Origin of the sequence: Bacillus cereus group sp. MYBK245-2 (assembly GCF_051916145.1) — a bacterium.
In the GTDB taxonomy this organism is placed as follows: domain Bacteria; phylum Bacillota; class Bacilli; order Bacillales; family Bacillaceae_G; genus Bacillus_A; species Bacillus_A pacificus.
This window is the reverse complement of record NZ_JBQAGB010000001.1, coordinates 430,156-445,801: the sequence shown is the minus strand read 5'-3', so window position 1 is coordinate 445,801 and position 15,646 is coordinate 430,156. Positions and strand designations below refer to the sequence as shown.

Below are 15,646 nucleotides of genomic sequence, written 5' to 3'. Positions count from 1 at the left end.
ACGAAAAATGAGGTTCTAGGGGGATTTCGACATGTTAGAGTTTGATACTACTCAAGATCAATTAGCGAATATAAAAGTTATCGGTGTCGGCGGTGGCGGAAACAATGCTGTAAACCGTATGATTGAACACGGTGTACAAGGTGTAGACTTTATCGCTGTAAATACTGATGCACAAGCATTAAATCTATCAAAAGCTGAAACGAAAATGCAAATTGGTGGAAAATTAACACGTGGACTTGGTGCAGGTGCAAACCCTGAAGTAGGGAAAAAAGCAGCAGAAGAAAGTAAAGAACAGATCCAAGAAGCACTTCGTGGTGCTGATATGGTATTCGTAACTGCTGGTATGGGAGGCGGAACTGGAACTGGTGCAGCTCCAGTTGTTGCTCAAGTGGCAAAAGAATTAGGTGCATTAACAGTTGGTGTTGTAACACGACCATTTACATTTGAAGGACGTAAGCGTGCAACACAAGCGGCATCTGGTATTGCGGCATTTAAAGAAAATGTAGATACACTTATTGTAATTCCAAACGATCGCTTATTAGAGATTGTTGATAAAAACACGCCAATGTTAGAGGCATTCCGTGAAGCAGATAACGTATTACGTCAAGGTGTTCAAGGTATTTCTGATTTAATTGCAACACCAGGTTTAATTAACTTAGACTTCGCAGACGTAAAGACAATTATGTCTAATAGAGGTTCTGCTTTAATGGGTATTGGTTCTGGTAATGGAGAAAATCGTGCTGCTGAAGCTGCGAAAAAAGCGATTTCTAGTCCATTATTAGAAACATCTATTGATGGAGCTCAAGGTGTTATCATGAACATTACGGGTGGAGCTAACTTAAGCTTATATGAAGTACAAGAAGCGGCAGACATTGTAGCTTCAGCTTCAGATCCAGAAGTAAATATGATCTTCGGTTCGGTTATTAATGAAGGATTAAAAGATGATATCGTTGTAACTGTAATTGCAACTGGTTTTGATGATACAATTGCAACTCAACCACCAAAACCAATTATCCGTCCGAATGTGAATCACACGCAACAACAGCAACAGCCAGTAGCTCAACCACCAAAACAACGTGAAGTAAAACGTGAAATGAAGCGTGAAGAGCCGGTTGTACATGAGCGTCATTCAGATTCAGATGATATCGATATTCCAGCATTCTTACGTAATCGTCGTAGACGATAAAAGAAAAGGAGCATTTATGCTCCTTTTTTGTTTTATACAGGGAAAAGATCTGCTAAGCAGGTCTTTTTTTATTGTAATTTATTCCGCTTTTTGCTGGGTAGCCCAATTGGTTCAACTAATAATCAGTGGGGGGATGAAGAAAACCCCCACTGATTAAAGTTTGAAAAAAAGATAGCATTCTATGAAACATATACTTTTATTTTTTACCGACAGATTATGTCTAGAAAGCACAAAATAACAAAAAAACACCTCCGCAAATTGACACACTTTCCTATTGGATATGCATTATACTAGTCTCAACTTAAAAAAAGAGGTGAATTGTTTGGTTGTTTACGCCGACGTTGTTTGGTTGTTAAACGCCTGCATTGATTTTCTTTTACTTTTATTAACAGCTACCGTGTTAAAAAAGAAGATCAAAAGATGGAGGCTTGTATTAGGGGCATTGATAGGTTCAACCATTGTTATTTTTGCCTTTACTCCTTTTGCTTCTGTGATGACACATCCAATTATGAAACTACTGTACTCGTTACTTATTGTGTATACAGCATTTGGGTTTACAACATTTAGAAATTATGCACAAACTGTTTTTACTTTTTACTTTGTAACCTTTATGGTTGGCGGAGGGTTAATGGGCACTCATTTCTTTTTGCAAACGAATGAAATGGTAAATGGGTTGGTTCAATCTCAATCAATTTCTTACGGTGACCCAATTAGCTGGTTGTTTGTTATTTTTGGTTTTCCAGTCATTTATTATTTTTCTAAAAAGCGGATTGAAAGCGTAGAGGTTACAAAAATACACTATGATCAAATTGTGAAATTGAAAGTTCAATTAGCTGAAGAGGAGCTAGAACTTGCAGGCTTAATTGATAGTGGAAATCAACTTTACGACCCGTTAACGAAAACACCTGTTATGATTATGCATATTTCATCGTTAGAACATTGTTTGCCGGCTTGGTTAACAGAACAAATTTATTCCAAAACAGAAATTCCTCAAATACCAGAAAATGATTCTGGGTGGGCGACAAAATTACGCTTAATTCCTTTCCGAGCAGTGGGAGTAGAAAGTCAATTTTTATGGGCAATTAAGCCAGATAGTGTACAAATTTATCATGAAGGAAGTTCTATCGTTGTGAACAAAGTATTGATTGGATTAAATACACAACAGTTATCAACCAATGGAGAGTATCAATGTATTGTGCATCCGAAAATGTTAATTTCGCAAAAAATGGTAATTGCTTAATAATGGGAGGCGGGATAATATGATGAAATTAAAATTTTATTTAGTATACCTTTGGTATAAAGTATTGCTGAAATTAGGAATTAAGACCGATGAAATTTATTACATTGGTGGAAGTGAAGCGTTACCACCGCCGTTAACGAAAGAAGAAGAGGAAGTTCTTTTAAATAAATTGCCAAAAGGAGATCAGGCGGCAAGATCGTTACTGATTGAACGCAACTTACGGCTAGTCGTATATATAGCAAGAAAATTTGAAAATACAGGGATAAATATTGAAGATTTGATTAGCATTGGAACAATTGGTCTTATTAAAGCGGTAAATACATTTAATCCAGAAAAGAAAATAAAATTAGCAACATATGCCTCACGTTGTATCGAAAATGAAATTTTAATGCATTTGCGCAGGAATAATAAAAATCGTTCAGAAGTTTCTTTTGATGAACCGCTTAACATCGATTGGGATGGAAACGAACTTTTATTATCAGATGTATTAGGTACAGACGATGATATTATTACAAAAGATTTAGAAGCGACTGTGGATCGTCATCTTCTAATGAAAGCATTACATCAATTAAATGATCGTGAAAAACAAATTATGGAACTTCGGTTTGGGCTTGCTGGAGGAGAGGAAAAGACGCAAAAAGATGTAGCGGATATGCTTGGGATTTCACAGTCATACATTTCGCGTTTAGAAAAAAGAATCATAAAAAGATTACGAAAAGAATTTAATAAAATGGTGTAAAGAGTAAGGCCAGCCGTTATCTAGGCTGGTCTTATTCTATTTAGTTGTATGAGGAAGGACAACTAAAATGAAAAATGAAGAGAAAACCGCATGCATAAAATCCCCTTCAAAGGAAATACTTTACACTGTACAGCAACTCCCGATAGGAGGGAACACTTTGACGAGAAACAAAGTAGAAATTTGCGGTGTTGATACAGCTAAACTTCCCGTACTAAAAAATGATGAAATGCGTAAATTATTTCGTGAAATGCAAAGTGGAGAGATAAGCGCAAGAGAGAAATTAGTGAATGGAAACTTACGTCTTGTACTGAGCGTCATCCAAAGATTTAATAACAGAGGAGAATATGTTGACGATTTATTTCAAGTTGGTTGTATCGGACTTATGAAATCCATTGATAACTTTGATTTAGGCCAAAATGTAAAATTTTCAACGTATGCTGTGCCGATGATTATTGGGGAAATACGCAGATATTTGCGTGATAACAATCCGATTCGCGTATCTCGCTCCTTACGAGATATTGCGTATAAAGCGTTACAAGTAAGAGAAAAGTTGATTGCAGAAAATTCAAAAGAACCGACAGCAATGGATATTGCAAAAGTGCTTGAAGTGACTCATGAAGAAATTGTTTTTGCTTTAGATGCAATTCAAGATCCAGTTTCATTATTTGAGCCGATTTATAACGATGGGGGAGATCCTATCTTTGTTATGGATCAGTTAAGTGATGAAAAACAAAAGGACGAGCAGTGGGTTGAAGAGTTAGCTCTAAAAGAAGGAATGAAGCGTTTAAATGATCGTGAGAAAATGATTATTCGAAAACGTTTCTTCCAAGGAAAAACACAAATGGAAGTTGCAGAAGAAATTGGGATTTCTCAAGCGCAAGTGTCACGTTTAGAGAAATCAGCTATTAAACAAATGAATAAGACGATTCAAGGATAAGGTTTCACCATTTATGGTGAGACCTTTTTATATGTCATATAGTTTGTTTGCGTTCATAGTAGGGGAGCTGTGTTCATATAATGAAAATAATATGAGGTTGGCAAGAGGATGCTTCCTGTTCATTTGAGAAACAATGTTTTTTCGATTCGTCATATATAAGGGAGAGGATGAAAGTGATACGAATTTCGGAATTACAGATGAAAGATATAATAAATGTTTCAGACGGAAAAAGGCTGGGTAATATTGGAGATATCGAAATCGATATGAACACAGGAAAAATCGAGTCTATTATTATTTCCAAACAGGCACGTATGTTAGGGATCTTTGGGAAAGATATAGAAATTGTAATTCCTTGGAAAGAAATTGTGAAAATTGGGGAAGATGTCATACTTGTTAGAGTAAATTCTGTTAATTCTGTAACAGAATCAATACAAACACCGACAATTTCATAAAGAATATTACAAATTCCTCTTTTTTTTCTGTTAGGATTATGAAAAAATAAAAGTATGGTAAAATAGACAGGAAGTACCATGCTTTTTTATGTTATTTTAATTAAAAGGAGCCGCTATTATGAGAGAGCCATTTAAATATGTGGACGGTATACTGTATTTACAAGCGTGGAAAGAACTTGGGAACATTACTGCTGGATTTACGACAAAAGATGGTGGGGTAAGTACGGGCTCCTTTCATGCGATGAATTTAGGATTACATGTGAATGATATTGCGGAGAACGTTCATGAAAATAGACGCATTTTAGCAAATAAGTTACAAAAACCATTAGAAAACTGGATTTGCTCTGAACAAGTTCATGATCATCATGTTGAAAAAGTAGGAGAACAGGAAAAAGGAAGTGGCGTTTATTCATATGAAGACGGCATTTCAAAAACAGATGGCATTTATACGACTAATAATGATGTTCTTCTAACATCTTGTTACGCGGATTGTGTTCCACTCTATTTTTATGCACCATCACATGGTATGATAGGACTTGCGCATGCTGGATGGAAAGGGACTGTAAAAGAGATTGCAAAAGAAATGATTCAAAAATGGAATGCAGAAGGGATTTCAAGTGATGAAATTCATGTTGCGATTGGACCAGCAATTGGATCTTGTTGTTACGTTGTTGATGATCGAGTGCTAACAGCAGCAGAGCAAGTAGTAAACGGTTCTGTCCCTTATAAAAAAATTTCTGACGGACAGTATGCAATTAATTTAAAAGAAATTAATCGTATACTATGTTTACAAGTAGGCATAAAAGAAGAGAATATTGTAATGTCATCTCTTTGTACAAGCTGTGAAGAGCAACTCTTTTTCTCTCATCGTCGTGATCAAGGTAAGACGGGGAGAATGTTGAGTTTCATAGGTTTTAAGGAGGAAGAAAGCAAGTGACAGTACAAACAAATTTAACAACTGTAAATGAATCAATTAAACAATCTTGCGCACGAGCAGGACGTTCGTTGCAAGATATTAAACTCGTTGCGGTTACAAAAACGGTAGGAATTGAAAAAACAAACGAAGTAATTGAAGCAGGAATTATCGATTTAGGTGAAAATAGAAATGAAGGTTTCTTACAGAAGTACGAACATTTCGGTTCAAAAGTGAATTGGCATTTTATTGGATCATTACAAACGAGAAAAGTAAAAGAAATCATTAATGAAATCGATTATTTACATTCATTAGATCGTCTTTCACTTGCAAAAGAAATTCAAAAACGTGCGGATAAGAAAGTGAAATGTTTTATTCAAGTGAAAACATCATCTGAAGAATCAAAGCAAGGATTGGCAATAGAAGAAACCGTTTCTTTTATTCAAAGTTTGCAAGAATTGGATAAGATTGAAGTGGTTGGACTAATGACAATGGCTCCATTTACAGAAGAAGAGAAAGAAATCAGACGCTGTTTTAAGACATTACGTATGCTACAAACAGAGGTGCAGGAGTTAGAATTGTTACATGCGCCATGTAAAGAATTATCAATGGGAATGTCTAATGATTACACCATTGCAATTGAAGAAGGTGCTACATACATTCGTTTGGGGACGATTTTAGTAGGAAAAGCGTAAAAGGAAGGAGAATCTTATTATGAGTTGGTCAAAAGTAAAATACTTCTTTTTTGATACACCTGAAGAAAAAGAAGCAGCTCAATATAGTTATGAAAAGGAGCAAACAGACATGAAGAAGCAGCAAGATCCGCCAGAACAACAAGATGTTACGTTTCCAAAAGCGCAAACGAAACAAAATGTTGTGAGCATTGAAACAGCGAAGCAATCTTCAAAAGTTGTTTTATTAGAACCACGCACATATTCGGAAGCGCAAGGAATTGCGGACCATTTAAAAGGTAGACGAGCTGTTGTGATTAATTTACAACGAATGTCTACGGATCAGGCTGTACGTATCGTTGACTTTTTAAGTGGTACTGTATACGCTATAGGCGGGGACATTCAAAAAATAGGACCGAAAACATTTATGTGTACGCCTGAAAATGTAGATATTGTTGGTGCAATTTCAGAGTTATTCGGTGAAGAAGAAGACACAAATATAAAGAGGTGGTAATACGCCATGGAAACCGTTTTAAGACTTTTAGTTTATGCTATCGAGATTTACTCGTGGGCACTTATTATTTACATTCTCCTATCATGGTTCCCAGGTGCAAAGGAATCAACTTTCGGAGAGTTTCTTGCGCGTATTTGTGAACCATATTTAGAACCATTTCGCAGATTTATTCCGCCGCTTGGTATGATTGATATTTCGCCACTCGTTGCGATCTTTGCTTTAAGACTTGCGACAAATGGCTTGGTAAGTTTATTCGGCTATTTCTTATAGTAAGAGGTTATATGTATGAGCATCTACGAGCATTTTAGACCTGATGAAGTGGTCTTTGTGGATAAAGTGTTAGAGTGGAAGCGAGCAGCGGAGTACCATCAAGTGAAGTTAACAGACTTTCTTGATCCAAGACAACAACAAATTGTCACGATGGTAATAGGACAAGGAGATGTTGCTGTACAGTTTGATGGTGCAACGTCTCAAGCAGAGCGCAAAAGAGCACTCATTTATCCGGACTATCTAGTAGTAAATGAAGAGGAATTTCAAGTAGAAGTATTGGAAATTGACTATCCTTCCAAGTTTTATACGCTAGAGCATAGGAAAATATTAGGTACATTTATGTCTCTCGGTTTAACGAGAGAAAAATGTGGTGATATTTTGCTTCAAGAAGATCGTGCCCAAATTGTAGTCGCGAAAGAAGTTGTATCTTATATTGAGATGAACTTACAATCTATAGGAAAAGTGAAAGTCTCCTTATCACCAGTGCAAGGGGAAAAAATTCTACAGATACAAGAAACGTGGGGGGAGAAATCCGGAACAGTTTCTTCACTTCGTTTAGATGTTATGTTAGCTGAAATGTTACATATATCTAGGCAAAAAGTACAACCTTTCATAAAAAATGGTTTAGTAAAAGTGAATTGGAAAACAGTGGAGCAAACCTCTTATGAATGTTATCCAGGAGATGTTTTTTCAGTGAGAGGATATGGACGCAGTAAATTGTTTTCTGTAGAAGGTAGAACAAAGCGCGACAAATGGAGAATTTTGTATGGTATACTAAAATGATTGGTTTTTTAGAAGGAAATCCTCCTATTTTGTCGAAGAAAAGATATAATTGAAAGAGGAAATTTAGATAACTACTTGGAGGTGGCGTTGTGCCGTTAACACCATTAGATATTCATAACAAAGAATTTGGTCGCGGATTCCGTGGCTATGATGAGGATCAAGTAAATGAGTTTCTTGATCAAATTATCAAAGATTATGAATTAGTCATTCGTGAGAAAAAAGCTTTAGAAGAACAAGTTGCGCAATTAGAAGGGAAGTTAGATCATTTCTCTAATATTGAAGATACGTTAAACAAATCTATCGTTGTTGCACAAGAAGCAGCGGAAGAAGTAAAACGTAATGCGCAAAAAGAAGCAAAATTAATTGTACGTGAAGCTGAAAAGAATGCAGACCGTATTATTAACGAAGCTTTAGTAAAATCAAGAAAAGTTGCTTTTGATATTGAAGAGCTAAAGAAACAAGCGAAAGTATTCCGCACTCGTTTCCGTATGTTATTAGAAACACAGCTTGAAATGTTAAACAACGATGATTGGGATAAACTAATTGAGTTAGAAGACGAAGTAGACGAGCTGTTGAAAAAAGAAGAAACAGTGTAAGCTTGACGTTTTTCTCATTATTACATATAATTTTAAACAACATATTTATTAAGAAAAACGAAGATAGGGATAAGTACCTTTTTCATACCTTATATAGCGAACTGAGGATGGTGTAAGCTCAGGATAAGGAGATAATGGGAATATCACCCTGGAGTTCCGCGCTGAACAAATAGAGTAAGCGTAGGCGTATATTCGCGTTAAGAATATAAAGAGGATTGTATACATACGTATAGGATCTACTAGGGTGGTACCGCGGGAGACTTTCTCGTCCCTTTTTGGGATGAGAAAGTCTCTTTTTTATTCCGTTTTTTAGGTCTTTCTTTTATACATGTAAGGAGGAATTGAGCATGGAGTACAAAAATACATTACTAATGCCAAAAACAGAGTTCCCGATGCGTGGGAATTTACCAAAACGTGAGCCTGCAATGCAAGAAAAGTGGGCGGAAATGAATATTTATGAAAAGGTACAAGAACATACGAAAGGTCGTCCTTTATTTGTACTGCATGATGGACCTCCATATGCGAATGGTGACATTCATATGGGACATGCATTAAATAAAGTATTAAAAGACTTTATCGTTCGTTATAAATCAATGACTGGTTTCTGTGCACCATATGTCCCAGGTTGGGATACACACGGTTTACCAATTGAACAAGCTTTAACAAATAAAGGTGTAAAGCGTAAAGAAATGACAGTTGCTGAGTTCCGTAAGTTATGTGCAGAGTATGCATATGAACAAGTAGAACGTCAGCGTGAGCAATTTAAGCGTTTAGGTGTACGTGCTGATTGGGATAACCCATACATTACTTTAGAGCCAGCTTATGAAGCACAACAAATTAAAGTGTTTGGTGATATGGCGAAAAAAGGTTATATCTATAAAGGACAAAAACCAGTTTATTGGTCACCAACGAGTGAATCAGCTTTAGCGGAAGCTGAAATTGAATACCAAGATAAAAAATCTGCATCTATTTACGTAGCATTCCCTGTAAAAGATGGAAAGAACGTATTAGAAGGTGATGAGAAATACATCATCTGGACAACAACGCCTTGGACGTTGCCTGCAAACTTAGGTATTTCTGTTCACCCAGAACTTGAATACGCTATTGTAAAAGTAAATGATGAAAAATATATTATTGCTTCTGAACTATTTGAGACAGTTGCAAAAACGTTAGAGTGGGAAAACGCTGAAGTTGTGAAAACAGTAAAAGGTAGCGAGCTTGAGTATACAGTTGCAAAGCATCCATTCTACGATCGTGATTCATTAGTTATGCTAGGAGATCACGTAACAACAGATGCAGGTACAGGTTGTGTTCATACAGCACCAGGACACGGGGAAGATGACTTTATTGTTGGTAAAAAGTATGGCTTAGAAGTACTTTGCCCAGTTGATGATAAAGGTGTATTAACAGAGGAAGCACCTGGATTTGAAGGCTTATTCTATGATAAAGCTAACAAGCCAATTACAGAAAAATTAGAAGAAGTAGGCGCATTACTGAAACTAACATTCATTACGCATTCATATCCACATGATTGGAGAACGAAAAAACCTATTATTTTCCGTGCGACAGCACAGTGGTTTGCATCTATTGAAGCATTCCGTAAAGAATTATTAGAAGCTGTTGCGGAAACAAAATGGGTACCAGCATGGGGCGAAACTCGTCTTCATAACATGGTTCGTGACCGTGGTGACTGGTGTATTTCTCGTCAACGTGCATGGGGTGTGCCAATTCCTGTATTCTATGCTGAGAATGGTGATCCAATCATTACGGATGAAACAATTAACCATGTAGCTGATTTATTCCGTGAACACGGTTCTAACGTATGGTTTGAGCGTGAAGCGAAAGATCTATTACCAGAAGGATTTACACATCCAGGTAGCCCAAATGGTGAATTCCGTAAAGAAACAGACATCATGGATGTATGGTTCGACTCAGGTTCTTCTCACCAAGCGGTATTAGAAGAGCGCGATGACTTACAACGTCCAGCAGATTTATATTTAGAAGGATCTGACCAATATCGTGGTTGGTTTAACTCTTCATTATCGACAGCAGTTGCTGTAACAGGAAAAGCGCCATATAAAGGCGTACTAAGCCATGGTTTCGTATTAGATGGTGAAGGACGTAAAATGAGTAAGTCGATTGGAAACATCGTCGTACCGAAGAAAATTATGGATCAATTAGGCGGAGATATTTTACGATTATGGGTATCTTCTGTTGACTATCAATCTGATGTACGTATTTCGGATGATATTTTAAAACAAGTAGCAGAAGTGTATCGTAAAATCCGTAACACATTCCGTTTCTTATTAGGAAACTTAGACGACTTTAAGCCAAGTGAAAATACAGTAGCTGTAGCTGAACTTCGTGAAGTAGATCGTTACATGTTAGTGAAATTAAATGACTTAATTACAAAAGTAAAAGAAGCATATGAGACATACGACTTCGCTGCTGTATATCATGCAATTCATAACTTCTGTACAATTGATTTAAGTTCGTTCTACTTAGACTTTGCAAAAGACATTTTATACATTGAAGGTGCGAACCATGAAGATCGTCGTGCAATTCAAACTGTATTATATGATGTTCTTGTTGCATTGACGAAACTTGTAACACCAATCTTACCGCATACAGCTGATGAAGTATGGCCATACATTCCGGGTGTAACAGAAGAAAGTGTACAATTAACTGATATGCCAGAAGCTGTACAATTAGATGGTGCAGAAGCATTAAAAACAAAATGGGATGCATTTATGACATTGCGTGATGACGTATTAAAAGCGTTAGAAGTGGCTCGTAATGAAAAGGTAATCGGTAAGTCATTAAATGCAAGCATTACGCTATATCCAACTGCAGAAATGAAAGCTATGTTAGAGTCTATTAACGAAGACTTAAAGCAATTATTCATCGTTTCTGAGTACAAACTTGGTGGCATGATGGAAGAAGCGCCAGCAGATGCACCGAAGTATGAACATACAGCGGTTGTTGTTGCTCAAGCAACTGGTGAAACATGTGAACGCTGTTGGGTAGTTTCAGAAACAATTGGTAAAGATGCTGAACATGAAACATTATGTGAGCGTTGTGCAACGGTTGTTAAAGAAAATTATGTAAAATAATAAGGGGTGACTGCACGTAAAGTGCAGTCATTTTTTGGTTAACAGTATATTGAAATAACTTTCACTCTCTTTCCTATGAAGGAAAAATGTGTGAGAGGTAAGCATATAAATTTCGGACACACTAATCGTACATTGCAACTGGGAGGAATGTACACGTGAATGAAATGTATATGGAAATCAAAGAAGAATTGCAATTGATGCGAAAAGAGTTACAAGAGAGGCTAGCTAAAGAGGTTATGTACAAATATAATACAGAGTTTAGCGAAGAGCTTGGGTATGAAATGAAGGAAGAGATAAAGAAAAAACTATTATTACATGATATAAAAGAGGATTTAAAAGATGTAGAACGTGCATTATTTAAAATGGAAATAGATATGTATGGTATTTGTGAAGACACAGGGAGAGTAATGTCGGTAAAACAAATGAAAACGATGCCGACTGCACGTACCATTCATGAATTTTTCTATGAAAAAGTAAATGTATGAATGGGCACAACGATATTATATTACCTTTTTTTTATTTATTTTATTCTTCTATAAAGGTTCATTGTGAAAAGGTTGCAGCTATGCTAAAATTTTGAGGTACACTGTCTTTGTGGGGGAAATGAAAATGATATATTATGTAATAGCGTTATTTGTCATTGCCATCGATCAAATATCGAAATGGCTAATTGTAAAGAACATGGAATTGGGTACGAGCATTCCGATTATCGATAATGTATTATACATAACATCACATCGAAATAGAGGAGCTGCCTGGGGCATTTTAGAAAATAAAATGTGGTTTTTCTACATTATTACAGTCGTTTTTGTAGCATTTATCGTATTTTATATGAAAAAATATGCAAAAACAGACAAGCTTCTAGGAATTTCATTAGGTCTAATTTTAGGCGGAGCAATTGGTAATTTTATTGATCGTGTATTTAGACAAGAAGTAGTGGATTTCATTCACGTGTATATTTTCTCGTACAACTATCCAGTATTCAATATCGCTGATTCAGCATTATGTATTGGTGTTGTATTAATTATTATTCAAACATTATTAGAAGGCAAGAAAACGAAGGAGTAATTGAATGAGTGAAGTAGTACAAGTAACAGTTGCAGAAGAACAAAAAAATGAGCGAATTGATAAATTCGTTGCAGGAATAAATAATGAATGGTCACGTACACAAGTACAACAATGGATTAAAGATGACATTGTTACAGTTAATGGAAAAGCTGTAAAAGGGAATTATAAAGTTAGAGAAAATGATGAAATTACAGTGACGATTCCTGAGCCAGAAGAGTTAGATATTCAGCCAGAAGATATGAACTTAGAAATTTATTATGAAGATGCAGATGTACTTGTTGTTAATAAGCCGCGTGGTATGGTTGTACATCCAGCACCAGGTCATACAAGTGGTACACTTGTGAACGGTCTTATGCACCATTGTACAGACTTATCAGGCATTAATGGTGTGATGCGTCCAGGTATCGTGCATCGTATTGATAAGGATACGTCAGGCCTATTAATGGTTGCTAAAAATGATATGGCACACGAATCACTTGTAAATCAACTTGTAGCAAAAACAGTAACGAGACGTTACAAAGCGATTGTACACGGTGTTATTCCGCACGATAAGGGAACGATTGATGCTCCGATTGCTCGTGATAAGAAAGAACGTCAAAGTATGACGGTTGATGAAAATGGTAAGCATGCTGTTACGCATTTCCAAGTGTTAGAGCGATTCAAAGATTTCACACTTGTAGAATGTCGCTTAGAAACAGGGCGTACACATCAAATTCGTGTTCATATGAAATATATTGGCTATCCACTTGCAGGAGATCCAAAGTATGGACCAAAGAAAACGTTAGATATGAACGGACAAGCACTTCATGCAGGTATTTTAGGATTTGATCATCCTCGCACTGGTGAATATATTCAGTTTGAGGCACCGATTCCAGAAGTGTTTGAAGACGCATTAAATATTTTACGAAAATAGTATTGACAAATCATAAGAAAACTGAGATACTGACAACAGTTAAATAATGATCCTTTAACACAGCCCCGTGAGGTTGAGAAGGTAACGGTTTGAAATGCATAGGGTATGCTATACCCTTTTTCAAAAGTCCTCTCGCACACGCTGAGAGGACTTTTTTTTATACCATTACTCTCACGCAAGAAAAAAGCTTGGAGGTGTAGAGCATGCAAGAGAAAGCTGTCGTTTTAGATGACCAAATGATTCGCCGCGCTTTAACACGAATTAGTCATGAAATCGTGGAACGAAATAAAGGTGTCGATAATTGTGTTCTTGTCGGAATTAAAACTCGTGGAATTTTTATTGCACAACGTTTGGCAGAACGAATTGGTCAAATTGAAGGAAAAGAAATAGAAGTTGGAGAGCTAGACATTACGTTATATCGTGATGATTTAACGCTACAATCGAAAAATAAAGAACCACTTGTAAAAGGTTCTGATATCCCTGTAGATATTACGAAGAAAAAAGTTATCCTTGTAGATGATGTATTATATACAGGCAGAACAGTTCGAGCAGCAATGGATGCTCTGATGGATTTAGGTAGACCATCACAAATCCAATTGGCGGTTCTTGTTGATAGAGGTCATCGTGAACTACCAATTCGCGCTGATTATGTAGGAAAGAACATTCCAACATCAAGTGAAGAGCGTATCGAAGTTGATTTGCAAGAGACAGATCAACAAGATCGAGTAAGCATATACGATAAGTAAAGCCCTTTTAAATGTAGTCCTGTGAGGCTGCCAAAGGGTCTTGGCTTTCATATGTCAAATTTGGCATACGAAAGTGTAGGACTCTTTGTGCACAGGCACAAAGAGTTTTTTTATTGCAAAGATTTAAACTGAAGGAGGATGTAACAATGGAACAAAAGCCAGTGTTAGACGTTAATGAAGTACCGAAACCGGGAAAATGGTTATTTTTAAGTATACAACATTTGTTCGCGATGTTTGGATCAACAGTGCTTGTTCCGTTTTTAACAGGATTGAATCCGTCAGTAGCATTAATATCAAGTGGATTAGGAACGTTAGCGTTTCTTCTTATAACGAAAGGTCAAGTACCTGCCTATCTAGGATCATCATTCGCCTTTATCGCACCGATTATAACAGCAAAAACGGCAGGTGGACCGGGAGCAGCAATGCTTGGTGGGTTGCTAGCAGGGCTTGTGTATATCTTAATCTCAATCGGAATTAAGAAATCAGGATCAAAGTGGATTATGAAATTACTACCACCAATCGTAGTTGGTCCAGTAGTAATGGTAATCGGTCTAGCTTTAGCACATACAGCAGTTAACATGGCGATGAATGGTGCGGATGGCAAATATAGCTTTACACACTTTTCAGTAGCATTAGTAACATTAGCAATTACAATTATATGCTCAATATTCGGAAGAGGATTTTTCAGTATCATACCAGTGTTACTTGGCATTATCGGCGGATATATTTTCGCTTACTTCCAAGGGCTAGTAGACTTAAAGCCGGTAGCTGAGGCAAAATGGTTTGTTGTACCAGATTTCACAGTACCATTTGTAACATACACACCAGAGTTTTCATGGAAGATCGTACTCTTGATGGTACCAGTTGCACTAGTAACAATTTCAGAACATATCGGACACCAAATTGTACTAGGAAATGTTATTAAAAGAGATTTAATTGAAAAACCTGGTTTACACCGTTCAATCTTCGGTGATGGAGTAGCAACATTAATCGCATCACTAATCGGTGGACCACCGAATACAACGTATGGTGAAAACATCGGTGTGCTAGCAATTACAAGAGCGTACAGTGTATACTTATTCATCGGTTCAGCCGTATTCGCAATCATGTTCGGATTTATCGGTAAGATTTCTGCACTGATTCATTCGATACCAACACCAGTTATGGGTGGTGTATCAATCTTACTATTCGGTGTAATCGCATCAAGCGGATTACGTATGATGGTAGACGATAAAACAGATTTAAGTGACAAACGAAACTTAATGATTGCATCAGTAATACTAGTAATCGGTATTGGTGGAGCGGTACTTCACGTAGGAGAATCATTCCAAGTAGAAGGAATGGCACTAGCAGCAATTGTAGGTGTACTGCTAAATTTACTACTACCGGAAACGAAACAAATAAAACAATCTAAGCAGATTGCTTCATAATAATAACCTTTTAATTCAGTCCTGTGAGACCGAAAAGGGTGGCTTCTTTCTTGCACCCTAGTCTCACAAGACTAG

General features: G+C 36.7%; 17 protein-coding genes and 1 other annotated feature. All 17 genes read left to right on the top strand.

Annotation, left to right across the window (positions count from 1 at the left end):
* Positions 1 to 31: 31 nt before the first annotated feature.
* Positions 32 to 1,186, top strand: coding sequence for a cell division protein FtsZ (ftsZ, locus tag ACTFRN_RS02195; RefSeq protein WP_000888991.1), 1,155 nt, complete (start codon positions 32 to 34; stop codon positions 1,184 to 1,186).
* A 322-nt stretch (positions 1,187 to 1,508) separates the two neighbouring features.
* Positions 1,509 to 2,426, top strand: a complete 918-nt coding sequence (gene spoIIGA, locus ACTFRN_RS02190; protein WP_000261996.1) for a sigma-E processing peptidase SpoIIGA — start codon at positions 1,509 to 1,511, stop codon at positions 2,424 to 2,426.
* A 19-nt stretch (positions 2,427 to 2,445) separates the two neighbouring features.
* Positions 2,446 to 3,165: an RNA polymerase sporulation sigma factor SigE gene (sigE, locus tag ACTFRN_RS02185; RefSeq protein WP_000976948.1), complete on the top strand. Its 720-nt coding sequence runs from the start codon at positions 2,446 to 2,448 to the stop codon at positions 3,163 to 3,165.
* A 157-nt stretch (positions 3,166 to 3,322) separates the two neighbouring features.
* Positions 3,323 to 4,102, top strand: coding sequence for an RNA polymerase sporulation sigma factor SigG (gene sigG / locus ACTFRN_RS02180; RefSeq protein ID WP_000197753.1), 780 nt, complete (start codon positions 3,323 to 3,325; stop codon positions 4,100 to 4,102).
* A gap of 167 nt (positions 4,103 to 4,269) precedes the next feature.
* Entirely contained in the window at positions 4,270 to 4,554 is a 285-nt protein-coding gene (locus ACTFRN_RS02175; RefSeq protein ID WP_014893538.1) for a YlmC/YmxH family sporulation protein, read from the top strand.
* Between the two features lie 118 nt (positions 4,555 to 4,672).
* Complete coding sequence (gene pgeF, locus ACTFRN_RS02170; RefSeq protein WP_001209018.1) at positions 4,673 to 5,491, top strand: peptidoglycan editing factor PgeF; 819 nt, start codon at positions 4,673 to 4,675, stop codon at positions 5,489 to 5,491.
* Positions 5,488 to 6,162 (top strand): YggS family pyridoxal phosphate-dependent enzyme, encoded by a 675-nt coding sequence (locus ACTFRN_RS02165; protein WP_000218173.1) that lies wholly within the window; start codon positions 5,488 to 5,490, stop codon positions 6,160 to 6,162. The genes pgeF and ACTFRN_RS02165 overlap by 4 nt, the downstream gene beginning before the upstream one ends.
* A 19-nt stretch (positions 6,163 to 6,181) precedes the next feature.
* Entirely contained in the window at positions 6,182 to 6,652 is a 471-nt protein-coding gene (locus tag ACTFRN_RS02160) for a cell division protein SepF (RefSeq protein WP_000119138.1), read from the top strand.
* A gap of 6 nt (positions 6,653 to 6,658) precedes the next feature.
* Positions 6,659 to 6,922, top strand: a complete 264-nt coding sequence (locus tag ACTFRN_RS02155) for a YggT family protein (RefSeq protein ID WP_000450921.1) — start codon at positions 6,659 to 6,661, stop codon at positions 6,920 to 6,922.
* 15 nt (positions 6,923 to 6,937) lie between these two features.
* Complete coding sequence (locus ACTFRN_RS02150) at positions 6,938 to 7,705, top strand: RNA-binding protein (protein WP_088106431.1); 768 nt, start codon at positions 6,938 to 6,940, stop codon at positions 7,703 to 7,705.
* A gap of 89 nt (positions 7,706 to 7,794) precedes the next feature.
* Positions 7,795 to 8,301 carry a septum site-determining protein DivIVA gene (gene divIVA / locus ACTFRN_RS02145; RefSeq protein WP_001131612.1) on the top strand — a complete coding sequence of 169 codons (507 nt, stop codon included), beginning with the start codon at positions 7,795 to 7,797 and terminating at the stop codon, positions 8,299 to 8,301.
* A 51-nt stretch (positions 8,302 to 8,352) separates the two neighbouring features.
* Positions 8,353 to 8,577, top strand: a binding site (T-box leader).
* 71 nt (positions 8,578 to 8,648) lie between these two features.
* Positions 8,649 to 11,414, top strand: coding sequence for an isoleucine--tRNA ligase (gene ileS2, locus ACTFRN_RS02140; protein WP_000455925.1), 2,766 nt, complete (start codon positions 8,649 to 8,651; stop codon positions 11,412 to 11,414).
* A 155-nt stretch (positions 11,415 to 11,569) separates the two neighbouring features.
* Positions 11,570 to 11,899: a molecular chaperone DnaK gene (locus ACTFRN_RS02135; protein WP_001004666.1), complete on the top strand. Its 330-nt coding sequence runs from the start codon at positions 11,570 to 11,572 to the stop codon at positions 11,897 to 11,899.
* Between the two features lie 124 nt (positions 11,900 to 12,023).
* On the top strand, positions 12,024 to 12,482 hold the full coding sequence (gene lspA / locus ACTFRN_RS02130; RefSeq protein WP_000642177.1) for a lipoprotein signal peptidase LspA: 459 nt from the start codon (positions 12,024 to 12,026) through the stop codon (positions 12,480 to 12,482).
* 4 nt (positions 12,483 to 12,486) lie between these two features.
* Positions 12,487 to 13,395: an RluA family pseudouridine synthase gene (locus tag ACTFRN_RS02125; RefSeq protein WP_000005834.1), complete on the top strand. Its 909-nt coding sequence runs from the start codon at positions 12,487 to 12,489 to the stop codon at positions 13,393 to 13,395.
* Positions 13,396 to 13,598: 203 nt separating this feature from the next.
* Complete coding sequence (pyrR, locus tag ACTFRN_RS02120) at positions 13,599 to 14,141, top strand: bifunctional pyrimidine operon transcriptional regulator/uracil phosphoribosyltransferase (RefSeq protein ID WP_001156487.1); 543 nt, start codon at positions 13,599 to 13,601, stop codon at positions 14,139 to 14,141.
* A gap of 146 nt (positions 14,142 to 14,287) precedes the next feature.
* A complete protein-coding gene (gene uraA, locus ACTFRN_RS02115) occupies positions 14,288 to 15,571 on the top strand; it encodes a uracil permease (protein ID WP_000435920.1) in 1,284 nt (427 codons plus the stop codon).
* The last annotated feature ends 75 nt before the right edge of the window (positions 15,572 to 15,646 follow it).